Genomic DNA, 25,472 nt, shown 5'->3' with positions numbered 1-25,472 from the left:
ATAAAGATAAAATTATGATAGAAGACGGGAATTCATTTGTTTAGGTTTGAAAATTAAATAAGGAGACATAGTTCGTACTAGGAAATGGAAATTGGAAATCCGATGTCGACTCCTTGTTAATTACCCAAACTTCCTCTGAACTATTTGTCATGCAGAAGTTTTGAAACTACTAATTCTTTAAATTACAGAGATCGGAAAAAACATAATAAGCCTATTTTTTGAGAATTTTATTTTCACCGCTGCACATCTAGTTATACTTTATTCAACTTTTTGTGTTAAAAAGCTAATATTAAGCAAAATAACAGTCGGTTAACAATTTTTACTTAGTAGAAGAGCTAATTTCGTTAGAAACCAAAAAACATATAAAAATGAAATCACTGAATAACAATTTTTACAAACCATTATTTGTAATGGCTCTTTTGCTATTTGCAAGTTGTGGAAGTATGCAAAATACGGAAGAAGATCTTAGAAGAGATGCTACTGATGCCAGAAATGAAATTAGAGAAAATCATTCTAATGCAGCTGAATTGCTTGAGAGTTCTGCTGGTTACGCTATTTTTCCAAATGTAGGAAAAGGAGCTTACGTTATAGGTGGAGCTTCCGGTAATGGGGTTGTTTATCAAAATAACACTATTATAGGATATTCAGATTTAAAACAGGTAGATGTAGGTTTGCAGGCAGGAGGAAAAGCTTTCATAGAAGTGCTTTTCTTTGAAACCGATGCCGATCTGGAAAGATTTAAAGAAGGCGATTACGAGCTTTCTGCAAACGCATCTGCAGTAATATTGGATAAAGGAGCTTCTCAAAGTATTGATTTTCAGGACGGAGTAGCCGTAGTAACCATTCCTAAAGGTGGTGCAATGGCAGGAGTTTCTGTTGGAGGTCAACGTTTTACCTTTCAACCAAGATAGAAATTCAATATTAGAAAATCTCAAAGCGGCTTTAAAGGCCGCTTTTTTTATTTTATTCCTGTTTAGATTCACTATTATTTTTGATTTTACAGATTGCTTCTATCCAAAAGTTGAAATTAGTATATCTCACCCTGATTAAATTACCTTAAGAAATCCCCTTATCTTTGCTTAAAGAAACCCTTTAAGATGGCACCGGAAAGTATTTCTATTGAAGAAAAGCTGCAAGAACGCATTAAAGAATTGTCCTGTCTTTACCAGGTTTCATCGGCTATTAGAGAGTTTGACGGTTCTTATGAAGCTACTTTAGAATCTATTGTGCAAATTCTTAAAAATGCCTGGCGTTTTCCGGAGTTAGCCACTGTAGAAATAAAGTGTGAATCATATCATTTAAGTTCTAACCCAATTCCTTCAGAAGGATATTCGCAGAAAAGTATAATCAAAATTTCTGAAAAGGAAATAGGTTTTATTAAAGTGCATTATCCGGCTTCAGATTTATCTAAAGCGCATTTTCTGGTTGAAGAACAACGACTTCTAGACAAAATCGCCGATGAGATCGCCCTGTTTTTTGAACGTCAAAATATTAAAGTACAGGAAGAGCTTTTAAAACAAACGGCTGAAAGAAACGATCGTCTGTCTATTTTAGGAGAAATTACCGCTGGAATAGCCCACGAGCTAAACACTCCGCTTGGGAATATTCTGGGTTTTGCCGAATTTATTGAAGAAAAGACCAAGGAATCTCAAACAAAACGCGACGCTCAAAAAATCCTTAATTCAGCGATTTATTCCAGGGAAGTGGTGAAAAAACTGATGTTTTTCTCCTGTGATATGCCACAGGACATTAAAAAGATTGAAGTAAAACCGGTAATTACCCAGGCACTTTCGCTTTTAAAACCTAATTTTAAGAAAGCGAATATTCGGTTTAAATTTAATATTCAGGATCCTGCTTTAAAAGCCCAGGTAGATTCCATTCAATTAACTCAGGTTTTTTTTAACCTGGTAATTAATGCGATTTATTATTCGCCGCAAAATTCACAAATTGTAATTTCAATTTTTAATGATGACACTCATTATACTATTGAAATTGCCGATGAAGGAAAAGGAATTAATCCTGAAGTAAAAGAAAAAATATTTGAACCTTTCTATACCACTAAACCGCTGGGAGAAGGCTCTGGTCTCGGTTTGAGTGTTGTGCACGGCATTATTAAAAGCCATAAAGGAGAAATTAGCATTGCCGATAACTTTCCGAAAGGAACTATCTTTAAAATTAAATTACCACTGAATTTCTAATATGTCTATACGGAAAGAAAACTTACTGATTGTTGATGACGATTACGATATGCTCGAGGTATTGGACCGTCATCTAAAACAGGAGAATTACCATACTTACAAAGCGGGTTCGGTGATGGAAGCGATAGATATTTTAAAGCACAGTAGCATAGATTTATTGATCACAGATTTACAAATGCCGGGAATGAATGGAATGGAATTAGTGAAATATGTAGACGATCATTATCCCGAAATCCCCAAATTGGTAATTACCGGCTATCCTTCTATAGATAATGCGCTAACAGCAATAAAATCTGGTGCTTTAGATTATTTGCCCAAACCATTTACAAAATCCGAATTACTTACTTCAGTTAAAAAATCTTTAATAAACCGTAATTCCGTTCAAAAATCAAGCACGTCTAATGAGTTAAGAAACAATTACGCCGGGATGGTTGGTTCCTCAGCAAAGTTTGAAGAGCTGGTTGATATTATAGAAAGGGTGAAAAATAATCGGGCGACTATTTTAATAAGAGGGGAAAGCGGGACCGGGAAAGAACTTGTTGCCCGTGCTATTCATTATAAAGGTTCTTTTGCCCAAAACCCGTTTATCGCTGTGAATTGTGGCGCGATTCCAGAAAATTTACTCGAATCAGAACTATTTGGGGCTACTAAAGGTGCTTATACCGGTGCTTCAGAAACTCGCGAGGGATACTTCCAGGCGGCAAATGGAGGTACTATCTTTTTAGACGAAATTGGTACGGCCTCCCTGGCTGTTCAGGTTAGACTTTTACGTGTACTTCAGGAAAAAGAAGTGAGAAAACTGGGTGCTAGAAATTCAGAAAAAATCAAGGTTCGGGTTATTGCCGCTACAAACAGTGATTTACGCGAAATGGTAGAAAAAGGGACTTTTAGGGAGGACCTTTATTACCGTTTAAATGTGGTAGATATTCTAACTCCACCTTTGCGGGAAAGAAAGGAAGATATTCTACCGCTAGCAAAAACTTTTCTCGATAAATACCAGCGAGATTATGGCAAGAACAATTTAAAATTATCCGATAAAACTGTTGAAATTTTAAACCGTTACAATTGGCCGGGGAATATTCGGGAATTAGAAAATGTAATTCAACGGGCTATAATTATGTGTGAAGATGAAATTCTTCCGCAGGATTTACCTGCTTCAGTAAAATACCAGGTTCCAATTGTAGATGAAGAATTAGTGGCATTAAAAGAGGTAGAAAAAAAGCATATTCTAAAAGTTCTTGCAGCAGTAGAACAAAATAAAACCAAAGCTGCAGAAATACTTCAAATAGACCGTAAAACCTTGCGGGAAAAGATTAAATAAACTCCGGGTAATTATCTCCCATTCGGGTAATTTCTTTTCAGTAGAAAAAATAACAAGAATTATATTTATCCGTCATTATTACTGATAATCAATTAGTTCTAATTGTGATGCCCGTTTTTTAATCTTTTGGGCACAGCTTTAGCATTAATGCTTTCCAAAATACAGATTCTATGAATATAGCTGAAATGGAAAGGCCGGCAGTTTTGGAAGAAAGCGAAAAAGAGCTGCAGCGTGCAGGGAGCGAACTTTTTAAAACGCTTTGTTTTAATTGCGATTTAAGGCACCAGTGCACCTGGAAAGACAACAGAAAAATGTATTGTGAACATTTTGAATAAAAAGTAAAAACATGATAGCGACAAAGACTACGCCCAAGCAGAGTATGTATGATACGGTTATTAAACAGTTTAATAAAACAGCCGACATCATCGATTTAAATCCGAATATTAAGAAGATCCTTGAGATAACTAATAACGAGATAGTAGTACATTTTCCTGTGAAAATGGATAATGGAAAAGTAGAGATTTTTACCGGTTATCGGGTTCAGCATAATAATGCCCTTGGACCTTATAAAGGTGGATTGCGTTACCACCCAACCGTAGATGTAGATGCTGCCAAAGCACTTGCTATGTGGATGACCTGGAAAACTTCGTTAGCCGGTTTACCTTATGGTGGGGCAAAAGGAGGGATCCAAATAGATCCCAGGAATTATTCTGATGCCGAACTGGAACGAATCACTCGTAGGTTTACTTATGCCTTAGGTGAAAATATAGGTCCGGAACATGATATTCCCGCGCCAGATGTGAACACCAATGCACAAACTATGGCCTGGATTGCAGATACCTATATGTCTACAATTTCAACTTCAGAGCGCTCTCAAAACCAACACGTAGTAACTGGGAAGCCGGTTGGCTCAGGAGGTTTGGAAGGCCGCGACCGGGCTACCGGTTTTGGAGTGTATTTAACCACGAAAGAACTTGTGAAATCTCGTGGAGAATCTTTAAAAGATAAAACATTTATCGTGCAGGGATTTGGAAATGTTGGCTATTGGGCTTCAAAATTTTTGATAGCCGATGGTGCCAAAATGATTGCCGTACAGGATGCGCACGCTACTTTATTTAATGAAGATGGGATTTCTGTTGAAAGTTTATTTGAACATTCAAGTCCGAGGAAAGGGTCTATTCAGGGCTTTACTCAAGCAAACGAAATGAATCCTGAAGATTTCTTTGGCCTGGAATGCGATATTTTAATTCCGGCGGCCCTTGGTAACCAAATTACCGAAGATAATGCTTATAAAATAAAAGCATCAATAGTTGCTGAAGGTGCTAATGGACCTACAAATGAAGAAGGTGAAGCGATTCTTTTAGAAAAAGGAATCACTATTATTCCCGATATTTTGTGTAACTCCGGAGGAGTGATAGGTAGTTATTTTGAATGGCTACAGAACAGGAATGGTGAATTATGGGAACTTGATGAAGTGATGCAGAAATTGGAGAAAAAATTACTTCAGGTGTTTAAAAAGGTGGAAAAAGAAGTGGAAGAACGAAAAACCGACTGGCGTACGGCGGCTTATATTTTAGCTATTTCTAGAATTGAGACAGCCTATAACCAGCGAGGTATATTTCCTTAATTAATTGTTGTGAAGAAATGAAATATGATGTCATTATAATTGAAAAGGTAGAATATGAGCTTTTAAAACGAATAGTTTCAATGGCACAATATTATAAAGATAGTACCTATCGTGCGTCTATAGAAAAGCTAAAGAACGAACTTGATTTTGCTAAAATTGTGAGTGAAAAAAATATGCCCGAAGATGTAGTGCGATTTAATTCTAAAGTTGAAATCGCTACTCCTTTTGGTGTAAACAGAACATACCAGATTGTCACTCCAGATCATAGCAATATTAAAGAAAATAAGATTTCTATTCTTGCTCCAATGGGCCTGGCTTTATTTGGCTATGCACAGGGAGACAAGGTAGAATGGGAATTTCCTACCGGTAAAAATTCTATTAATATTATAAAAGTGGAACAAAAGGAAAGGGAAATGAAAATGCAAAAATAAAGTAAGATGATGGAAAAATTTCAGGAACATCATAATGATGAGGAAATACAAATTTTAAGTATCCAATCTGAATCAGAAGACTGGGAGGAGCACCTGATTTATATTAGTGAGGAAATTAATTTCTTCAGCAATATTTTAGGATCAGGCTTAAAAGAAACTATAAGTGTGGAGATAAATAAAGAAGATGCCTCTTACTTAAAAAAGCAACTTGAGTTATTAAACAAAGCCAATGAGTTTCATTTAAGTACCTTCTTTGATTACAAAAATAAACTTGAAGGATTAAAGGAATGTGACGATGTGCAGTGTGAAAATTTTTACTTGAAAGATCACCTGGTTTTTAAAAATACACTTCGAAAACATTTTAAAGACTTCAGACAGCTTAAAATTTTAATATTTAAATTCTTAAAAGTTAGTTTCAACTAGTTTTTAAATTTGACTGTGTTTGGTTGACTAATTTGGGGCGGTTTTTAACCGCCCTTTTTTTGTTTATAAAAACCAATGACCAGATATGCCCATCTTCAGAATAAGATTGATATAAATTATTTAGATTTTTCTTCAAAAATACATTAAAAATCTTCCTTTGGATTCCTTGTAAATATCGTTATATCAGATAATTAAGTGGATTTTTTTAATTAATAACCTTCCTTATGATTGGAGTCATAAAATAAGATTGACATGTAGGGTAATTTTACTCCTGAAATCAAAAACAATCAATATGAAATTAATTGTAAAAATAGGATTGGCTTTAGCCCTGGTTATTTCTTTCACGGCTTGTGGCAATTCAGAAAAGGACAAAGAAAAAGATCTTCGCTTAGATGATTATGGTTCGCAACCTAAAAAAGAAAAGGTTGAAACCGACAACACATCTCAGGATTCTGGTGATCCTTTAGCCAATAAAGGAATTGGACCTGTAAAATCTGTGGATTTACCCGAGAGTATTGATTCAGAAATGGCAAACCAAGGGGCGGTCATTTTTAAGAATATGTGCTCTGCCTGCCATAAGATGGATAAAAAATTTGTTGGTCCTCAATTAGCCGGCGTAACCGAAAGACGTTCTCCTGAATGGATTATGAACATGATACTTAATCCTGAACAAATGATCAAGGAAGATCCTATTGCTAAAAGACTCCTTATTGAGTCCAATATGGCAGTAATGGCTAACCAGGGAATTAAAGAAGATGAAGCTAGGGCGTTGGTAGAGTATTTTAGACAATATGATGAGCAAAACTGATGCTGCTCATATATTTACAAGCATTTCAATTATAAATTCGTAATTAATTAACTTTTTAATTGAATAAATATAATCAAACCGATAAATGATGAGATCAATTTCCTTTTTTATGATGACTTTTCTGCTAATAAGTTCTTCAGTACTTATTGGATGTAAGGATAACACCAATGAAAGCGAGACTCCTTCCGCACCTGCTGAAGCAGAAAACAATGCTAGTTCTAATAAAGGCCAGGCCTTTATTGATGACGACAGTGAAAATCCAAATGCCTTACGCTTAGCCATGGATTCTGAAGACCATACCACTCTGGTAGCTGCAGTTCAGGCAGCCGGGGTTGAAAACGCCCTGGTAAATGTAGGGCCACTTACCGTTTTTGCTCCTACAAATGCGGCATTCGATAAACTCCCTAATGGCACCGTTGAAGATCTTTTAAAACCTGAAAATAAGTCTAAACTGGCTTATATACTTAAAAATCATGTGGCGCCCAGCAATTATCCAATAGATATGCTTGAAAAAAATATCGAAAAAGGGCGTACCCTTTATATGGCTTCAGGAGAAAATGTTGAAGTAAGTAAAGAAGGAGAAGACATTGTTGTGGGAGGAGCTAAAATTATAGGTACCGTTAAAGTGAGTAATGGATGGGTACATGTGGTTGAAGATGTCATTTTACCAAAAGAATAATCAATCTAATTTCAAATAATAAATTAAAACCCGATCTAATGAAAAATATTTTTAAAATCGCGGTCCTGGGTGTTCTGGGACTATTTATCCAATCCTGCGGTAATGGTGGATCTTCTGATCAGAAATCTGGCGCCATTACAGGTAACGCTGCCGAACGTGTTTACGTTGCACCGGGAGAGCATGATGAATACTATGCATTCCTTTCTGGAGGATACAGTGGTAATCTTACTGTTTACGGCCTGCCTTCAGGAAGAATGCTTAAAGAGATCCCTGTTTTTTCACAATTCCCAACCAATGGTTATGGATATTCAGAGGAAACAGTACCAATGTTAAATACCTCCTTTGGATTCGTGCCATGGGGAGATGCTCACCATCCCGATATTTCTCAAACTAACGGAGAACTTGATGGACGTTGGGTTTTCATCAACGAGAACAATACTCCAAGGATTGCACGTATTAGCCTTGAGACCTTCGAGACGGAAGAGATTATCGAGATCCCTCACAGTGCAGGAAACCACTCTTCATCTTTTGTTACTGAAAATACAGAATATGTGGTAGCCGGAACCCGTTTTTCCGTACCTTATCCACAAAGGGATATGCCTATCGATGAAATGAAAGGCAACTTTAAGGGCCCTCTTACCTTTATCGCTGTTGGAGATGATGGAAGGATGAAAATCGATTTCCAGCTGAAAATGCCTGGATTTAACTACGATCTTTCACACCCTGGACGTGGAGATTCTCACGGATGGTTCTTTTTTACTACCTACAACACCGAAGAAGCTCATACTATGCAGGAAGTTAACGCTTCTCAGAATGATAAAGATTTCATTGCTGCTGTAAACTGGAAAAAGATCCAGGAATATGTACAAAATGGAGGCGGAGAAGAGATCGACGCTGAATATGCACATAATGTTTTTGATCACAGTACCCAGACTGCTACTTCGACAATGGAAAATAAGGTTCTTACTGTAGATCCAAGAGAAGTGGAAGGAGCTGTATTCTTTATGCCAACTCCAAAATCTCCTCACGGTTGCGATGTAGATCCTTCAGGAGAGTATATTGTGGGTAATGGTAAACTTTCTACCGACCTTACTATTCACTCTTTTTCAAAAATGATTACTGCTATTGAAAATGAAGATTATGAGGGTGATGCTTACGGAATTCCAATTCTTAACTTCGAGTCTACACTTGCAGGAACTGTTAAAGAAGGAGGTCTGGGACCATTGCATACTGAATTTGACGGAAAAGGAAATGCATATACTACATTCTTTATTTCGTCTGAAGTTGTTAAATGGAAATTAGGAACCTGGGAAGTACTGGACAGACAACCAAGTTATTATTCTGTGGGCCACAATATGATTCCAGGAGGTAACTCAAGAAAGCCTTTCGGGAAGTATATGATATCTATGAATAAGATCACTAAAGATCGTTACCTGCCAACAGGACCTGAGCTGGAACACTCAGCCCAGTTATATGATATTTCCGGAGAGAAAATGGAACTTCTTTTAGACTTCCCAACTCACGGAGAGCCTCACTATGCTGCCGGTATTCCTGCGGATAAGATCAAATCAAAGTCTCAAAAAATTTACAGATTGGATGAAAATGAGCACGAATATGCTGCGACTAGCGAATCTGAAACAAAAATGGTTCGTGATGGGAATGAAGTGCACGTATATATGACAACAGTGAGAAGTCACTTCTCACCAGATAACCTTGAAGGGATAAAAGTAGGAGATAAAGTATTCTTCCACGTTACTAACCTTGAGCAGGATTTTGATGTACCACACGGCTTTGCTATGATTGGTGCAAACACTTCTGAGCTCTTGATTATGCCCGGACAAACCAAAACAATTACCTGGGAACCCAAAAAAGAAGGGGTATGGCCATTCTATTGTACCGACTTCTGTTCAGCGCTTCACCAGGAAATGCAGGGATACGTGAGAGTATCCAGCCAGAATTCAAATGTACCATTGAAATGGACTTTGGATGATGAAGAGATTAATTAGTTTATTTAGTTGAAAACTAGTTCTTTTTAGATTGAGAAAGGCGGGTGGATGGAAAATTTACCCGCTTTCTTTTAAAAATCCCCTTAACAATGAAAAAATCAGGAATTTTAATGGTAATAGGTTCAGTCTTACTGCTCGGCCTGTTTATCTATCCACTCTGGAACATTCAACTGGAAGCGCCACAGTATCCAGATCCTCTGGGGATGAATATTTATATAAGTGGAATTCAGGGCGAAGAAGAATTTGATATACAGAACATAGATGGTATAAACCACTATATTGGGATGAAAAAGATCCCTAAGCCTGCAGAAATGTGGGAATTTAATGTCTTCCCTCTGGTAATAGGTGGGATGGCCGCTCTAGGCGTCCTTCTGGGAATCCTGGGCTTCTTTAAGGTTATAGGTCCAAACTGGTTCTTAGGTTGGCTCATACTAATGAGCGTTTTAGGCATTTTAGGAATGATGGATTTCAATAACTGGCTTACAGACTACGGAACTGATCTTGATCCTAAGGCGATTATGAAGTTAACCGACTCTGAAGGCGAGCCATTAAGCTACAAACCGCCCTTGCTGGGATCTCAGAAGATTCTGAATTTTACAGCACATTCTTATCCTAAAGCAGGTGCCTATTTAATGTTTACAGGAATGTTGCTAACTTTAGTTGCCTGGTGGATTGGGAAGAAAGCAAAAGCGACGGTGGCTAAATAAAAATTAAAGCTATGAAAAAGATAATTTACCTACTTATGCTCGTACTATTCATTGCTTGTAGTTATGAACCCCAACCAATAGATTACGGTAACGATAATTGTGATTTTTGCGAGATGACTATTGTGAGTAAAGCTTATGCTGCGCAGGCTGTAAGTGAAAAAGGAAAGCAATATAAATATGATGCTATAGAATGTATGGTCAGCGACCAGCTTCAGCATAATTACAATATATCAGTAAATTTGGTTGCCAATTTTGAGCAACCGGGCACTATGATAGATGTTAATAAGACCGGTTTTGTTATAAATGATAGTATTAAATCTCCTATGGGTGGTAACCTTGCTGCTTTTGAAAAAGGAAGTCCTGTGGTTATTGATGGATCTGAAGGAACATTTAGCTGGGAAGAATTAAAGGCCCATTTTCTTCAAAACGATTCAATAACTACAAGTTACCAATAACATGGGCAGATTTTATTTTCTTTTTTTATTTCTCGGTTTAACAACAAGCTTTCAGGCTCAGGAGATCGAGGTCTGTAAAAGTTGTGAGGTGAAGACCATTCAGGTTGCTGTTGACAGGGCTGAAAATGGTGATGTGATCAGGATAAAAAGCGGCGTTTATAAAGAACACGATATCACCATTATCGATAAATCCCTTACAATAATCGGGGAAGGCCTTCCGGTAATAGACGCCGAAATGGAAGGTACTGCAATAAGCATAAGAGCAGAAAAATTTTCTATAGAAGGGCTAAAGATTATCAATGTAGGGAGGAGCCATACCAATGACTTCGCGGGTATACTGATTTCAAACTCTAAAAATTTTGAGGTAAAGAACAACAGGCTGGACCAGGTTTTTTTTGGCATCCTGCTAGAAAATTCTTCTGATGGGATTATTTCCGGTAATAAAATCACCAGTAATGCTAAAAATCAGGCAACCTCGGGCAATGGTGTGCATTTATGGAAAGCGGAAAAAATAACCGTTAAGAATAATGAAATAATTGGTTTAAGGGATGGTATCTACCTGGAATTCGTGAATAACTCTGAAATCCTGAATAATTTATGCAAAGACAATCTAAGATATGGTCTGCATTTTATGTTTTCAGACCAAGATCTGTATAGAGGTAATATCTTTGAAAACAATGGAGCGGGAGTAGCCGTGATGTACTCTAAATTTATTGATATGCAGGATAACCAGTTCAGAAAAAATTGGGGCAGCGCCTCTTACGGACTTCTTCTAAAAGAGATAAACGACTCAGAGTTAAAAAATAATATTTTTGAGGATAATACTATAGCTATTAGTGCCGATAATACTAATCGTATAAATTATATCGAGAACGATTTTAAGAACAACGGCTATGCGATTAGGATTCGCGGTGCTGTTTACGACAATATTTTTGAGCGGAATAACTTCCTTTATAACTCTTTTGATGTAGCCTACACAGGAAGGCTTAACGAAAATAAATTCATCAATAATTACTGGAGTGGCTATTCTGGCTACGATCTGGACAAAGATGGGATAGGGGATGTGCCTTTCCGGCCGGTAACGCTTTTCTCTTACCTGGTAAACAAAACTCCGGAAGCAATCGTTCTGTTAAGAAGTATGTTTATAGATATGCTGGATTTTTCCGAGAAAGTTTCCCCTATTTTCACCCCGGCCGATCTTATCGATGAACAACCCCAAATGAAAAGAATCCAATGGTAAGTATTACAAATCTTCATAAAAAATTCGGTTCCCTGGTTGTCCTTAATGGACTGAACCTTCAAACTCCCGAAAGCGGGATTATAGCCGTATTAGGCCCAAACGGCTCGGGGAAAACGACGCTTATAAAAAGCATCCTGGGGATGGTAGTACCCCAGAAGGGTGAAATTGACGTGAATGGTCAAAAGGTAAAGAAACACTGGAATTACCGTAAAGATATAGATTATCTGCCGCAGATCGCTAATTTCCCCGGTAACCTAAGGGTTCAGGAACTTATTGATATGATAAAGGATCTGCGTGGAAAAGAAGCGCGGGACCGGGAACTTATTGATCTCTTTAAATTGGAACCTTTTCTGGATAAAAAGCTCAGTAACCTATCTGGTGGGAGCAAGCAGAAAGTGAATCTGGTATTATGTTTTATGTTTGATAGCCCACTAATTATTCTTGATGAACCCACATCTGGGCTGGATCCTGTTTCACTTATTCGCCTGCGAAAGCTTATTCAACAGGAAAAAGCAAAGGGAAAAACCATCCTCATCACCTCGCATATTATGAGTTTTGTTGAAGAAATATCAGATAGGATCGTATTTCTGCTAGAAGGCAAGATTTATTTTAACGGAACTGTGGAAGAACTAAAAACCTCTACAGGGGAGAAGGATTTTGAACACGCTATAGCCAACATTTTAACCGAGAACCATGCTTAAAATATTAAAATATAGTTTTTACGATCTTTCCCGTAGCCGCTGGAGCTATGTATACTTCTTTTTTTATCTGCTTTTAGGAGTGGTGCTGTTGTTTTTGAACAACGATCTCTCCAATGCGGTAATTACCTTAATGAATGTCATTATTATCCTGGTACCCCTTATCGGGACTATTTTTGGAGTGATGTACTTCTATAATTCGCGAGAATTCACAGAACTCCTCCTGGCTCAACCGGTAAGAAGAAGCTCAATATTTTTGGGGCAATATCTGGGTGTAGCGATATCTTTGTCTGCCAGCCTTATCCTCGGATTAGGTTTACCATTTATCATCTACGGCTTGTTCCAATCGGGCGCAATTTGGGATTTTGCCTCGCTTTTGATCTCCGGGGTTTTCCTCACCTTTATTTTTACCGCTATAGCCTTTAATATTGCTTTGTCTAATGAGAATAAGATAAAGGGTTTTGGTCTGGCAATCCTGGTTTGGCTTTTCCTGGCCGTGGTTTATGACGGCCTCTTTTTATTGTCCCTGGTATACTTCCAGGATTATCCACTGGATAAATTCTCGTTGGTGGCAAGTATGCTAAATCCTATTGATCTTTCCAGGATTCTAATCCTGTTAAAACTGGATATTTCGGCTTTGCTGGGTTATACCGGTGCAGTGTTCAAGCAGTTTTTCGGAACCGGTCTGGGTGCATTTACTTCTGTCTTCGTGCTTATTCTTTGGGTGGTATTTCCAGTTTGGAGAATAAAGAGGATCGCTTCAAAAAAAGATTTTTAGACTGAATTAACGATAAACTTTTCCGCTTTTAATTTTTAGTTCGCCTTTTTTCTCCAGGCCTTTCATAGCTCTAATCACGGTTTCTACACGTAATCCGGTTAGATCGGCTATTTGTTGACGGGTAAGGTTCACTTTAAATTTAAACTGCCCTTCAATTTGATGCACATAACGTTTCAGGTAATCCAGGATCCTGATGATTCTATGTTCAGGATCCTGACTCGAAATTTCAGAAACCATAATCGCTTTGTAGAAAAGGCGTTCGGCAAGGGTGCGGGTTAGTTTTAGATGTGTTTTAGGATGTTGGGTAAGTAATTCCAGGAAGTTTAGTTTTGGCAGTTTTAAAACTTCTGAAGTCTTTATAGCTTCAGCGTTGGCAGGATATTTTACATCGGCTAATAGCGGTGGTTCGCCAAAACTCTGTCCGTCTGTAAACATCCCCTGGATAAATTCCTTGCCATCAGCATTGTAATTATTCATCTTTATTTCCCCGGAAATAATCTGAAAGAAATTAAGGGCAATTTCCCCTTCCCTAAATAGCTGGTCACCTTTATGGTAGGTTTCTTTTGAAGCTCCAAATTCCAGTAAGATATTTTCCGAAATCATATTTTATATTTTAATCAAAACAAACTTATAAAAAACAAGGAGACCACATATGTGATCATAATGTCAAAGCTAAGTAATTCATCGCTTATCTCTTCAATAAATTGACTCCCAAGATCCATCCCACGGCAATTGGTATTAAGGCACTAGCTAAAACCAGTAACAGAAAATAATTTCCGAAAAATGGAAGTTCTAACCAAAGCACCAAACCTTTATAGAAAATAAGAGTTTCGGAAATTATAAATCCGCTGAGGTAAAGGTAAAAAGCCTTTTTCGGAATTCGTATCAAGTCTAACCAGTTAAGAAAAGCGAATAAAGCCAGGGAAACAAAACCCAGGAAAACCCAGTGCAAATAGCCAATTACAAAATCAAGGTTATTAAAAGCTAAATCTGCGAAATATGGTAAAGAACTTAGACTTTGCATTAAAATTTTACCGACTAACAATATCCCTGAAATCATTAAAATTCGATAATTAAACGAACTCAACCCCGATTTCAGAAGACTTTTATTCTGCATTATAAATGCGAAAAGTTGGTAGAAAGCCATCAAAAGTAGAATTACACCGAGTGCGCCCAGCAGGTATAAAACTACCGGCGGATTTGTCCAATAGGTAGAAAGAAAAAAGCTTAGAAGAACCCCTGAATTCAGCAGCAGAAAAAAACGCTTAAATTCCTTTGCGCCAAAGTCTAAATTTAATTTCTGAAAGAGATAAAATAATATTCCCAACAGTGCTACTAAAAACCAGGCATTATATTGAAAATGCAGATAAAAGTAAACAGAGAGTTTGTACCAAATTGAGGTATTGCCCAATGTGCTCATAATGCCTCCAAGCGCCCAGGGCCCAATGCTGGAAAACACCATATACCACAGCGCTGCTTTTATAAGTTTAAAGCTTTGGGTTTTACGGTACTCTTCGGGAGTATTTCTTAAAATAAAACCGGCAAAGAAATATGAGCAAAAAAGAAAAAGTGTGGAAAATATAATGGATATCACCGCGTAGCCTTGGAAAGGAAAGCTGAATAACATTCCCAATAGGCTAATGTTGGTAGCCAGGAAAATATAGAGGTACTTTTTAGAAAGTTTGGTTTTATGAAAAAACAAGCGGTAAATAATTCCGGTTAAAGCAAGATATACCCAACCCAATAAAGCAATGTGAGAGTGAGCGTGAAGAATGTATTTATAATTTGCGGAAACGGGAGTTACATAAAATAATCTCAGTAAAATTCCCAGCAGGGCTGCCAGGAAAAAATAGGCAATAGCAATCTTGTGATGAGCTTTTAAATCTAAACGCAGCATAGGTCGAAAGATACTAAAAAGAAAAGAAGTTAGTTTAAAAATTAAACCTTGAACGTCATTACGAACGAAGTGAATTAATCTGCATTGATTACCTAAAATCTACAGCTTGCTTCTCCCGATAAATATCGGGATCGCAATGACGATCTAGCGGTTTGATTATAAAACCACTATAAAATGTTAACCCCGTAACATTGCTGCTACGGGGTTCCTTGAACACAATTAAAAACATTTCTAAAATAAAAAACTAAATTTCACATAGGGGTTGGGGTTCCAAAGTAAAATTACCTTTAACTGTTTAAACTGCGTTCAAGCTCAATCGCCTTGGGGAAAAGTATGTTGTTTTCCAAATGTACGTGATGGTGCAAATCGGTTTCAAATTCTTCTAGTTTTGCATAAAACGCCCTGTAAGTATTGCAGGCCCATTCCGGATAAGTATAATTATCGCTTAATTCTGAAATTTCTTTAAAAATAGCCCCGGCATCATCGTGCTCGGTTTCCATCATTTTAATGGGATTATCAATTTTTCCGAATTGAGGTTGTGGTACCGGTGTTCCTTCTTCCTGGGCTCTCACCATTTTTTTTATAAACGGAAATAGAATAAGTTCTTCTTTCTTTAAATGGGCGCTTAGTTCCTGGGCTACCTCGGTAAATAATTGCTGAATTTTTATGAGTTCCGGTCTTTCGTGGGCGTGTACTTTGGCTACACGTGCTGCATACTGAATAAGTAACGGAATATTCTCTTCCACATAATGGTGATGAACATGTATTATATGGTCGGTTAAGAAATCCAGTTTCCAGTTTTTATAATCGTAACCCGGCGTGGTAACCGAAGCTGTAGCTTCTAATTCTTTTTCAAGTACCTCAAGGCTCACATTGGCTTTTGCCGCAGCCTGGGCTAAACTAACTCCACCACCGCAACAAAAATCGATCCCGTGTTTTTTAAACAGGTGCGCATTTTTAATATTTTCGGTAACATAGTCGGCTACGGTTTTCACAGTTCCTGTATTCATAATAATAGCTTTAAGTTGAACAATATTGCCTTACAAATATCTGCCTTGTCCTTCCGCTATTTTATGAGTCAGGTCATAATGGGAAAATTCGTAGATGTAACTTGAATTATTTTTAAAACAAAAACTATCAACGTCCTAAACGTTTTTCGCTATTTACAGCAGTCACCTATCATAAATGAGTAGCGAATTTTTTTTGATGTATATAAATCTCTTTTGTAAAGATCGTTTTTCTGGCCTATCAAAAATTTATCGTAAAATTTGAAGTGAAGATCCCGTAAAATTTTAGGCTGTTTGATCCCGATTTTTATCGGGAGAGTTCCTAAAATTTATGGATTGAACGATGAATTTAGATAAAGTTTTGTAAGCCTAGATTTTTTTGTTTCGTTTTTTCATCAATGGAAAAAATGAAAAATCAAATATTTAAAACGCTAATCACCCAAACCACTCTTCTGTTTCTCTTTCTTCCACTTCTTCAACCGGGTTAAGCTCCAATCTGGTCACATTCTTTTTAGTATTTAAATACTTATTTACAATCCTGTCGGCATAACTGGAATTTGTTTGCGGAACCAGGTAATCTTCAAATTGATCGGTATTAAAATCATCTGAATTTTCTACATAGCCGTAACCGGCATATCGGCCTTTTTTTAGGTAGATAAAAGCTTTTTCAGCCTTCGTTCTTCCTCTTTCAACCAGCAGGCAGGAATTTTCATATTGATTTATATAATCTACGGCTTTAGAAACCCGGTGGTTGTATTCGGCTTTATCAATTTCTCCTTTACACATCCCGCTGCAACTGGTAATTTTATAATGACTGCAATGCGAAACGCCGGTTTGTAAACCACAATACCTGGGGCATAACTCAAATTCCTGGCAAATATATTCCAGGAATTTAATGGCTTCTTCGCGGGTGTAAAACTTCATCCAGCTTACTGGAGAAACTTTATTTTTATGAATCACAAACTGCTCGATTCCTTTTTGATTGTGATAGGAGGTAAGGGTATAGGGCCTGCTCACCTTTTTCTGGGCTTTGTTAAATTCAGGAAAATATTTTAGGATTAGCGCCGACTCCCGTAAAAGTGCCAGCAATTCGCTCCCGGTAAGCTCGTAGTCTATGCTGTAAGTGGCTTGCATCAACTTATATTTCCGGTTTGATTTTTCCTGAAAATGAGATTTTATCCGGCTCTTAATATTTTTTGCCTTGCCAATATAAAGCGGAATTCCGTCTTTATCCTTAAAGAAATATACTCCGGTGGAAGTAGGCAATTTTTCGAAATCTGAATTTTTAAAATTGGGAGGAAGGTAAGAGGCCGCCGTTCTTTGATTCAGAAAAGCGGTGAAAACTTCATATTCGGGATCTAAATCCAGGCAACGCTGAAAAAGCGTAACCGTTGCTTCGCAATCACCACGAGCCCTGTGCCTGTCGGTATGTGGAATATTAATCGAGGTACAAATATTTCCCAGGCTGTAAGAAAAAAGTCCCGGAATAAGTTTCTTGGCCAATCTTACCGTACAAAGGCGTTTTCTTTGAAAGCTAAGATCCAGATTATTAAATTCTGCCTTAATAATGTTATAGTCGAAATTTACATTGTGAGCTACAAAGACACAATCTTTGGTGATGCGATCAATTTCAGAAGCTATTTCAGAGAATTTAGGCGCATCGGCCAGCATTTTATCATTGATGTTTGTAAGGGTTTCAATGTATAAAGGAATCTCGGTCCCGGGATTTACCAAAGAACTATATTCGTCTATAACTTCTCCATTTTGAACCACCAGCACGCAAACTTCGGTGATCTTATTTCCCTTGATCCCGCCGCCTGTAGTCTCAATATCGGTTATGGCAAATTTCACATCTTTCATACGGCCAAATTATAATTATTTCTGAAGTTTTAAAAGGAAAAAATACTAAATAATGGATATATTCCTATTCATCTTCCGTTAAGCTGAACTTGTTTCAGCTTCTAAGATGAAATAAACTAGACCTGATATGTCTGTTTCAGGTTTTTTTGAAGTCTTTATCCTGTCCCGAAGCTTCGGGATATTTCAGTTTTTTAAGTCGTCATCCTGAATTTATTTCAGGATCTAAGTTCTTCTATACACTTTATTTCAGTTAAAATAAATCTCAGCGAATTCCTACAAAATTTTAATCTTCTTCTTATATTGTTATAAAATTTAACAGCGATATATTTTATAAGATAATCTACTAAAACAGCCATCCCTAGAGGCTGTTTGTTGAATCGAAAATCTCATATTTCTAAATTTTTTTGGAATAAGCCTACTTATTCCGGAAGCTCTGAAGAGCAAATTTACTCAAGATACCTGGTAGTTGTTTTATGGAGAGAATTACTGTTAACGGAATAAGGGATTGATTATGTAAGAGGGGTGGTTGATGTGTTATACAAAGCCCTAATTAAAAAAGTATTGGTCCATTAATTAAAAAGAATTAAAATGAAATTAATTAAGAGAATTTTAGTTGCAACAGATTTGAGCAATGCTTCTGAAAATGTTGTGGAAAATGCCATAGATATGGCAAAAATTTTTGAATCTGAAATTGCCCTTGTGTATGTACTCCCAACTAACACAGGAAATAAAAAGACAGATGATTTATTGAAGAAATTTGCCGCAAAAGAATTGGGTGAAATGAATAAGCTCATAAAGGATAAAGGGATTACACCAATGGAGCCTTTTCTAGAGTATGGAGATTTTTCTGATAAAGTGATTGAAGTTTCAAAAAAAATAGAAGCGAACATAATATTTGCAGGAGCAGGTGAAAAATTAAAAGATAATGTTTTTCAGTTAGGTTCAAATGCAGGGAAAATTATCAAAAAAAGCAATAAGCCGGTTTTTATTGTAAAAAACCAGGAATCACTAAGCCTTAAAAGTATAGTATGTCCAATTGATTTTTCAGTTCAATCAAGACTTGCTTTAAAAAATGCAACTATGATGGCTCGTAGATTTGATGCCGAATTAGTAATTCTTAGTGTTTATGATGCATCTCACTTGTTTGCAATAAGGAATAAAATAAACATAGACGAACAAATTGAATCTTTAGATAAAGACTACCAGAGACAGTTTGATACCTTTTTAAAAGATTTCAATTTAAATGATCTAAAAATAACGAAGGAAATTAAGCAAGGAGAGCCAGCTAAAGAAATACTCAATACAATTAAACACTACGAGTCAGACCTACTCATAATGGGTACAACGGGCAAGTCTGGTATTAGTAAAATTTTAATGGGCAGTGTAACCGAAAAAGTAATACGAGAAGTACCTTGTTCCTTTATAACGCTTAAGAGTGAAGATGTAATTAAATTAGAATTAGAATCAAAGATCCGTGATATAGAGTTCCATTTTAATGTAGCTCAGCAACTGTTTAAAGATGGCTTGTATGAAGAAGCTATTGATGAGTACAATAAATGCCTTAGTATAAGTTTTATGCACGTGCCTTCATTAAAAAGTTTGGTTAAAGTTTATGAGAAGCTGGGAGACAGCACTAATGCAAAGAAGTACAAAACTATGATCACAGAAGTTCTGGATAAAATGTATAATGAAAAGATTGAATCAGAAGTGCGTAAGTTTAGAAATTAAGCCCTCCTAACAAAATAAACATTATACCTAAAACACCTATACGTAATGTGGGCAATGCATATTAAGTTTTTTAGCATTGATTAAAATTAGTGCTTGTAAATCAATAATTTTAAAATCCCACATTACGTATAGCTTAGCCAGAGCCTTAGCTGGATAATTTTTTTTGGTCTTATTGTGACGACTGCTAGAGACTTTTTTATGGCTAAATATTTTTCAGGGAATTCCTACAAAATTTTAACAGCGGTAGATTAATATGAAATAATCTACCACAACAGCCATCCCTACAGGCTGTTTGTTTTATCAAAATCTCATATTTCTGTATGTTTTCGTAACAGATACTTTATTCCAGAAGCTTTTTAAGAGGAAATTTCTGGGAGTTATCTAGCATTTGTTACTTCAGAAAAAAATAATTTCATACAAATAGAGGGTTAATATATAGGGCGTTATACACAATAATTTTTCACGTATCAAAAAAGATTAGAATTTTCGTCAATTTTGATTGAGGAAGAAAAGAAAGATGAAATTATTGCGCATCTTTCCGAAATTCAAAGAAAATTAAATTTAACAGAATTTAAATCATCCAGAATAAGAACAGAAAAATAAGCTTTAAGTTAAAAATAAATTGATAAGAAATCCGGAAATGAACAGAACTAACAAAATATTACATACTAATTTAAAAATCATATGGTGACTAAAAATTATCTAAGCCTTATTACCATTTTCTTTGCAATTAATCTGACATTTTCACAAAATTTAGACCTGAATAAAACACCAAAAGATGATCATTTAGACCAGGCCAAATCTATTGCTAAAAACTTTTTCGAAAATCTGGAAGAAGGAAAGCATAAAGAAAATGCCGAATATATAGTTAACAATGTTGGAGCCAGTTGGGATGAGTCAAAGAAAATCACCGAGAGAAATAGCTATCTAAGTAAATTTGAAATAATAAGTATGAAGCCGCCTAAGGGTTTATACGGAGATTTAAATGGTTATGATTTAATAGAAGAGGGGTTTCTAAAAGGTAGCGACAGGTATTTTAGGCATACCTATTTAGGCTATTTTGAAGATAGTTTTTTAATCTTCGAGTTTAGATTTTATGTAAAATCTGAGGAAAAAGTTTCCTTACACTATATTGGTTGGAGCGAAAATAATCCATTTGAGTATATGAGCACTGCAGATATGTTACTTCCAAGATATAACTAAGCAGAACCCAATGGTGCGGTAGTTAATCCTTCAGTCTATGTTAGAAATAAATATTTCCCCGAAATAACTTCTAAAATGAAGAACTATCTACAGGCACTAATTTTTCTAATTCCAATAATTAGCTTTTCTCAAGATGAATTGGAAGGAAGATACTATAAGCCCGATCTATCTGGCGATACCTATGAATATCTAGATTTTGATAAAGATGGAAACTTTGAATATGCCAAAGGTGGACACCTGGGGGAAGCCCAGCCGAGTAAAGGGAAGTACGAGCTTAGCGATCAATTACTAATTCTAAACTTTAATAATTCACAGTCAAAGAAGATAGGTTATCACCAGACCGAGATTTGGAGAAACAATAAAGATTCGATAAGTGTAAAAATTAAGGTGATGGATTATGATAAAAATCCCCTTGAACATGTTTTTATTTCGGGAATGAATAATAGCAAACGAAAGAGAACAAATAATAGGGGGGTTGCTGAATTAAAATTTTATAAAGAAAATAGCGCTCAAAACCTCATCATTACCTGGGTAGGTTTCGAACATTATGATCTGGAAATTGACAAAAATTACAATTATAATATCAAAGTCTATTTAACCCCCAATTTGCAACAAATTCCCATAAGAGATCAAATAGATACCCTTAGAATAAAGGAGTTTGAAAAGGTATATTTTAGAACAGAAAAGAATATTATCTGGGAAAAATGGGAATAAGAATATTAAGTTCGAAACAGGAGACAAATTAGGTTAAATGAATGGTTGTTTAAATTTGGAATTATTTGAAAGCTTAAGCTAACTAAATACTAACTAACACAGCTTATTTTCGTATAAATCAATCCAATCCTGAACGCTCATTTTTGAAACTAATTCTCCGATTAATTCGAAGGGAATTTTATCAGGATTTTTAAACCTGATACAGCTTTTTCCCATATCCAGTTTATTGATGGGTAATTTAGCGTACTCTTCTTTAAACCACTGTAGCAATTCAGCATAGGCATATAATCCCATATGATAAAGCGCGATAAAATTCTTTTGCGCTGCGATATTAATAAAAGGCAAAGGTAGTTTTGGGTTGGCATGGTATCCGCCGGGATAAATGCTGTGAGGAACTACATAGCCAATCATTCCGTAGTTTAAAGTTTCTGTAAAACCCTGCGGGATGTTTTTGCTAATTATTTCACGAACCCTGATGATGCCCGGTTTTTTATCTTCCGGCACATTCGCGATATAATCTTCAACAGAATCAGCTTTAAGGTTCATAAAAAGCTAAATTTATTCCAATTCCTTTAAAATCAATACAGGAACCTTTGGATTAAAATCAATTTCCTCTTTGAATCTTTGGGAGAAAAGTTTGCTGAAAAAGCCCTGCTTGCGTTTATAAAGTGCCAGGAAATTACTTTCCCTGCTTTCAATAAAAAGGTGAATTCCTGTAGTAACGGTAGTTTGGGTGAGTTTATGAAAACTGAAATCCACATCATAAAAATAAGTTTCCAGCATTTCTTTATTTTGTTCCTGTTCTTTAGTAAGCTGCCTTCCGTCGCTATCAATATATAAGATCCTGATGCTGGCTTTTAAATTCCCGGCCATATCTACTAATGCTGCCACCTCTTTATTTTTAAACGGAAATTTATAATTGGTAGGAAAAACAATTTCTCTCTTGGATGCCGGTAATTCCTGCATTTGTTCGGGAAGAATTAAAAAAGGACAGTCCTCAACTTTTTCGGTTACCTCAGAAATTTCATTCTCAAAAGCTGCATTTATGGAAACATTTTCGCCCCGGGAAACCATTAAAATTAAATCTATATTATGAGTATCTATTGCTTCCTGAATGGCTTCAACAAGATTCTCATTACGGGAAATTGTTTCAAACTTATGCTTCTGATTTTCCTTCCTGAAATTTAAACCCTGGAGAATCTTCTGCAGTCCTTTTTCAGATTCAGCCTTAGCCGCTTCCAGTTCTGCGCTGTGATTCCTTTTAAGTGAAATTCTCACAGGAACTTCATAGGCATTCAGAATATAAAAAGTACAGGGAATGTTTTTGTAAAGATTCAAAGCATACACCAGGGTATTCCAGGCGTGTTTGGTAAAGTTGGAAGGTATGAGTATTTTTTTCTCCATAGTTTAGAAAGCATTAGTAAGCTATCCCTGTAAATATACTAAATCTAATTCCCGGATATTTTGATTTTTTTCTGAAAGCAGTTTTAAAGAAAATGAGGTGGTTTGAAAAGTTCAGTTTCGTCAAGCTATCCTGAAAATAGACGTCATCCTGAATTTATTTCAGGATCTAACATGTTTTGATTCCTAAAAACCTAGATTCTGAATCAAGTTCAGAATGACGTGTGATTTCAAATCACCTCACTTGTACAATATTCATACAATGAATGAGCCGAGAAAGCAATTACTTCTGGCTCATCTCGGTGAAATATTTATAAAACCATGGGATGGTTTCTATGCCTTTTAAATAATTCCACACGCCAAAATGTTCGTTAGGGGAGTGGATGGCATCAGTATCAAAACCAAAGCCCATTAAAATGATCTTGCTTTTTAGTTCTTTTTCAAAAAGAGAAACTATGGGAATACTCCCACCACTACGCTGCGGAATTGGGGTTTTTCCAAAAGAAGCTTCATAAGCTTTACTCGCTGCCTGGTAGCCAATATTATCTATTGGAGTTACATAGCCCTGGCCGCCGTGATGAGGTTTTACTTCAACTTTAACCGCATCTGGAGCAATACTCTCAAAATGTTTTTTAAAGAGTTGGGTGATTTCTTTCCAATCCTGGTTGGGCACTAATCGCATTGAAATTTTAGCAAAAGCCTTTCCCGGAAGTACCGTTTTTGCACCTTCACCAATATACCCGCCCCAGATTCCGTTTACATCTAAAGTTGGGCGAATGGAAGCTCTTTCTAAAGTAGAATAACCTGCTTCCCCGTAAACATCTTTGATATCGAGTTTTTTCTTGTAGGCTTCTTCGCTATAAGGAGCTTCGGCCATTTTTGCCCGTTCTTCTTTGTTTAATTCTTCAACCTTATCGTAAAAGCCGGGAATAGTAATATAATTGTTTTCATCGGTTAGAGAAGCGATCATTTTACTTAAAATATTGATCGGGTTTGCCACTGCACCGCCATACAATCCAGAATGCAGGTCACGGTTTGGCCCGGTAACTTCAACTTCAATATAGGAGAGTCCGCGAAGACCCGTAGTGATAGACGGGGTGTCTTTGGCAATCATCCCGGTATCTGAAATTAAGATCACATCGTTGGCCAGTTTCTCTTTATTGTTTTCTATAAACCATCCCAAATGTTCACTTCCAACTTCTTCTTCACCTTCAATCATAAATTTCACGTTGCAGGGCAGCTGTTCGTTTTTGGTCATATATTCCAGCGCTTTTACGTGCATAAACATCTGGCCTTTATCGTCGCATGCGCCCCGGGCATAAATAGCGCCCTCGGGATGAATTTTGGTTTCCTTAATTACGGGTTCAAAAGGAGGGGAGTTCCAGAGGTCTAAAGGATCTGGGGGTTGCACATCGTAATGGCCATAAACCAAAACCGTAGGCAGGTTTTTATCTATTATTTTTTCTCCATAAACAACAGGATGACCCGGAGTTTCACAAATTTCGGCGGAATCACACCCGGCTTCCAATAAATTTTTTTTCACCGCTTCTGCGGTTTTTAGCATAGATTCTTTGTAATTAGAATCTGCACTTATGGATGGAATTTTCAGTAAATCAATAAGTTCGTTAAGGAATCTGTCTTTATGTTCCTCAACATATTTTTTAATATCTGTCATACTTGAAATTTTAACTCACTAAGTGAGATTAGAAATACTTCGATGCCTGTCCACAAACATTCAGGCGGGCTTTTGTCGAAGTGATTTTACTTTACTAATATCTTGTAGAATTGCTCTTCACTAATTTATTACGATAAAGGTAAAAAAAATATTTCCAGACTATTTGTGAATTGAAACATTTATGTATATTTGCATCCGCTTACAACAAGCAAACATATTGAAATGCGGGCGTGGTGGAATTGGTAGACACGCTAGACTTAGGATCTAGTGCCTTACGGTGTGAGAGTTCGAGTCTCTCCGCCCGCACAAAAAAAGCTTCTCAGAAATGAGGAGCTTTTTTTATTTATGAAAGTGCTGAAAAATATAGGGAGAGACGAGAAGTTTATCCCGATAAACATCGGGGAGTCTCTCCGACGACAGAAAAGCTCTTCAGGAATGAGGAGCTTTTTTTGTTCTAAGAGGGTAAATATTCCGAGGCTCGCCTCGATAGTAAATGTTGTAAAGTTTGAAAACGTGTTCTACTAAAATGTATCGTGGGCTTGCCCCGATGAAATTTACTTATAAAGATTAGAAAATAGTCAATTAGGAAAAAGTAAACTCTATCAGGACTTATGGG

25 protein-coding genes and 1 tRNA gene are annotated in these 25,472 nt (G+C 36.5%); 19 read left to right on the top strand and 7 right to left on the bottom strand.

The window, feature by feature from the left end:
• The first annotated feature begins 368 nt into the window (after nucleotides 1–368).
• The 15 genes from LB465_RS08530 (at nucleotide 369) to LB465_RS08460 (ending at nucleotide 13,371) form a co-directional block, all read left to right on the top strand.
• Complete coding sequence (locus tag LB465_RS08530) at nucleotides 369–911, top strand: lipid-binding SYLF domain-containing protein (RefSeq protein WP_224469278.1); 543 nt, start codon at nucleotides 369–371, stop codon at nucleotides 909–911.
• Nucleotides 912–1,097: 186 nt separating this feature from the next.
• On the top strand, nucleotides 1,098–2,198 hold the full coding sequence (locus LB465_RS08525; RefSeq protein WP_224469276.1) for a sensor histidine kinase: 1,101 nt from the start codon (nucleotides 1,098–1,100) through the stop codon (nucleotides 2,196–2,198).
• 1 nt (nucleotide 2,199) lies between these two features.
• The gene (locus LB465_RS08520) at nucleotides 2,200–3,519 is read left to right on the top strand and encodes a sigma-54-dependent transcriptional regulator (RefSeq protein ID WP_224469274.1); all 1,320 of its coding nucleotides are present in this window, start codon (nucleotides 2,200–2,202) and stop codon (nucleotides 3,517–3,519) included.
• Nucleotides 3,520–3,689: 170 nt separating this feature from the next.
• Nucleotides 3,690–3,854: a hypothetical protein gene (locus LB465_RS08515; RefSeq protein WP_224469272.1), complete on the top strand. Its 165-nt coding sequence runs from the start codon at nucleotides 3,690–3,692 to the stop codon at nucleotides 3,852–3,854.
• 11 nt (nucleotides 3,855–3,865) lie between these two features.
• Nucleotides 3,866–5,146 (top strand): Glu/Leu/Phe/Val family dehydrogenase, encoded by a 1,281-nt coding sequence (locus tag LB465_RS08510; RefSeq protein WP_224469270.1) that lies wholly within the window; start codon nucleotides 3,866–3,868, stop codon nucleotides 5,144–5,146.
• A gap of 17 nt (nucleotides 5,147–5,163) precedes the next feature.
• A complete protein-coding gene (locus tag LB465_RS08505) occupies nucleotides 5,164–5,577 on the top strand; it encodes a GreA/GreB family elongation factor (protein WP_224469267.1) in 414 nt (137 codons plus the stop codon).
• 6 nt (nucleotides 5,578–5,583) lie between these two features.
• A complete protein-coding gene (locus LB465_RS08500; RefSeq protein ID WP_224469264.1) occupies nucleotides 5,584–6,000 on the top strand; it encodes a hypothetical protein in 417 nt (138 codons plus the stop codon).
• A 292-nt stretch (nucleotides 6,001–6,292) separates the two neighbouring features.
• Nucleotides 6,293–6,808: a c-type cytochrome gene (locus LB465_RS08495; protein WP_224469262.1), complete on the top strand. Its 516-nt coding sequence runs from the start codon at nucleotides 6,293–6,295 to the stop codon at nucleotides 6,806–6,808.
• A gap of 85 nt (nucleotides 6,809–6,893) precedes the next feature.
• Nucleotides 6,894–7,487, top strand: a complete 594-nt coding sequence (locus tag LB465_RS08490) for a fasciclin domain-containing protein (protein ID WP_394370925.1) — start codon at nucleotides 6,894–6,896, stop codon at nucleotides 7,485–7,487.
• 38 nt (nucleotides 7,488–7,525) lie between these two features.
• Complete coding sequence (nosZ, locus tag LB465_RS08485) at nucleotides 7,526–9,493, top strand: Sec-dependent nitrous-oxide reductase (RefSeq protein ID WP_224469260.1); 1,968 nt, start codon at nucleotides 7,526–7,528, stop codon at nucleotides 9,491–9,493.
• A gap of 89 nt (nucleotides 9,494–9,582) precedes the next feature.
• Nucleotides 9,583–10,200 carry a hypothetical protein gene (locus LB465_RS08480; protein ID WP_224469258.1) on the top strand — a complete coding sequence of 206 codons (618 nt, stop codon included), beginning with the start codon at nucleotides 9,583–9,585 and terminating at the stop codon, nucleotides 10,198–10,200.
• A gap of 11 nt (nucleotides 10,201–10,211) precedes the next feature.
• Nucleotides 10,212–10,655 (top strand): nitrous oxide reductase accessory protein NosL, encoded by a 444-nt coding sequence (locus LB465_RS08475; RefSeq protein ID WP_224469256.1) that lies wholly within the window; start codon nucleotides 10,212–10,214, stop codon nucleotides 10,653–10,655.
• Between the two features lie 88 nt (nucleotides 10,656–10,743).
• A complete protein-coding gene (locus LB465_RS08470; protein ID WP_317198427.1) occupies nucleotides 10,744–11,895 on the top strand; it encodes a nitrous oxide reductase family maturation protein NosD in 1,152 nt (383 codons plus the stop codon).
• Nucleotides 11,889–12,596, top strand: a complete 708-nt coding sequence (locus LB465_RS08465) for an ABC transporter ATP-binding protein (protein WP_224469251.1) — start codon at nucleotides 11,889–11,891, stop codon at nucleotides 12,594–12,596. Before LB465_RS08470 ends, LB465_RS08465 begins: the two co-directional genes overlap by 7 nt.
• On the top strand, nucleotides 12,589–13,371 hold the full coding sequence (locus tag LB465_RS08460; protein WP_224469248.1) for an ABC transporter permease: 783 nt from the start codon (nucleotides 12,589–12,591) through the stop codon (nucleotides 13,369–13,371). The genes LB465_RS08465 and LB465_RS08460 overlap by 8 nt, the downstream gene beginning before the upstream one ends.
• A gap of 6 nt (nucleotides 13,372–13,377) precedes the next feature.
• Here the strand turns inward: LB465_RS08460 and LB465_RS08455 are convergent, their stop codons facing one another.
• The 4 genes from LB465_RS08455 to LB465_RS08440 all read right to left on the bottom strand — a co-directional run bounded on the left by LB465_RS08455 (nucleotide 13,378) and on the right by LB465_RS08440 (nucleotide 18,135).
• Nucleotides 13,378–13,974 (bottom strand): Crp/Fnr family transcriptional regulator, encoded by a 597-nt coding sequence (locus LB465_RS08455; protein ID WP_224469246.1) that lies wholly within the window; start codon nucleotides 13,972–13,974, stop codon nucleotides 13,378–13,380.
• Between the two features lie 85 nt (nucleotides 13,975–14,059).
• Nucleotides 14,060–15,268: a hypothetical protein gene (locus tag LB465_RS08450; protein ID WP_224469243.1), complete on the bottom strand. Its 1,209-nt coding sequence runs from the start codon at nucleotides 15,266–15,268 to the stop codon at nucleotides 14,060–14,062.
• 287 nt (nucleotides 15,269–15,555) lie between these two features.
• Nucleotides 15,556–16,278 carry an iron-sulfur cluster repair di-iron protein gene (gene ric / locus LB465_RS08445; RefSeq protein ID WP_224469240.1) on the bottom strand — a complete coding sequence of 241 codons (723 nt, stop codon included), beginning with the start codon at nucleotides 16,276–16,278 and terminating at the stop codon, nucleotides 15,556–15,558.
• Nucleotides 16,279–16,710: 432 nt separating this feature from the next.
• The gene (locus tag LB465_RS08440; protein ID WP_224469238.1) at nucleotides 16,711–18,135 is read right to left on the bottom strand and encodes an exonuclease domain-containing protein; all 1,425 of its coding nucleotides are present in this window, start codon (nucleotides 18,133–18,135) and stop codon (nucleotides 16,711–16,713) included.
• A 588-nt stretch (nucleotides 18,136–18,723) separates the two neighbouring features.
• On the opposite strand from LB465_RS08440, the gene LB465_RS08435 reads away from it, so the two are divergent.
• From LB465_RS08435 to LB465_RS08425, 3 genes are all read left to right on the top strand, one after another.
• Nucleotides 18,724–19,863 (top strand): universal stress protein, encoded by a 1,140-nt coding sequence (locus LB465_RS08435; protein ID WP_224469236.1) that lies wholly within the window; start codon nucleotides 18,724–18,726, stop codon nucleotides 19,861–19,863.
• Between the two features lie 684 nt (nucleotides 19,864–20,547).
• Complete coding sequence (locus LB465_RS08430; protein ID WP_224469234.1) at nucleotides 20,548–21,066, top strand: hypothetical protein; 519 nt, start codon at nucleotides 20,548–20,550, stop codon at nucleotides 21,064–21,066.
• Nucleotides 21,067–21,141: 75 nt separating this feature from the next.
• Nucleotides 21,142–21,780 carry a hypothetical protein gene (locus LB465_RS08425; protein ID WP_224469231.1) on the top strand — a complete coding sequence of 213 codons (639 nt, stop codon included), beginning with the start codon at nucleotides 21,142–21,144 and terminating at the stop codon, nucleotides 21,778–21,780.
• Nucleotides 21,781–21,873: 93 nt separating this feature from the next.
• Here LB465_RS08425 and LB465_RS08420 read toward each other — a convergent pair whose 3' ends face one another.
• The 3 genes from LB465_RS08420 to LB465_RS08410 all read right to left on the bottom strand — a co-directional run bounded on the left by LB465_RS08420 (nucleotide 21,874) and on the right by LB465_RS08410 (nucleotide 24,856).
• Nucleotides 21,874–22,326: a DUF1801 domain-containing protein gene (locus tag LB465_RS08420; protein WP_224469229.1), complete on the bottom strand. Its 453-nt coding sequence runs from the start codon at nucleotides 22,324–22,326 to the stop codon at nucleotides 21,874–21,876.
• Between the two features lie 12 nt (nucleotides 22,327–22,338).
• Entirely contained in the window at nucleotides 22,339–23,184 is an 846-nt protein-coding gene (locus LB465_RS08415) for a universal stress protein (RefSeq protein WP_224469226.1), read from the bottom strand.
• A 280-nt stretch (nucleotides 23,185–23,464) separates the two neighbouring features.
• Nucleotides 23,465–24,856, bottom strand: a complete 1,392-nt coding sequence (locus LB465_RS08410) for a dipeptidase (protein ID WP_224469224.1) — start codon at nucleotides 24,854–24,856, stop codon at nucleotides 23,465–23,467.
• Nucleotides 24,857–25,080: 224 nt separating this feature from the next.
• Between LB465_RS08410 and LB465_RS08405 the strand changes: the two genes are divergently transcribed.
• A tRNA-Leu gene (locus LB465_RS08405) sits at nucleotides 25,081–25,162 on the top strand.
• Nucleotides 25,163–25,472: the final 310 nt, after the last annotated feature.

The sequence above is a fragment of the Salegentibacter lacus genome (assembly GCF_020164555.1).
GTDB lineage: Bacteria > Bacteroidota > Bacteroidia > Flavobacteriales > Flavobacteriaceae > Salegentibacter > Salegentibacter lacus.
Note: the sequence above shows the minus strand (reverse complement) of the source record. Positions and strands in the feature narration are given on the sequence as shown.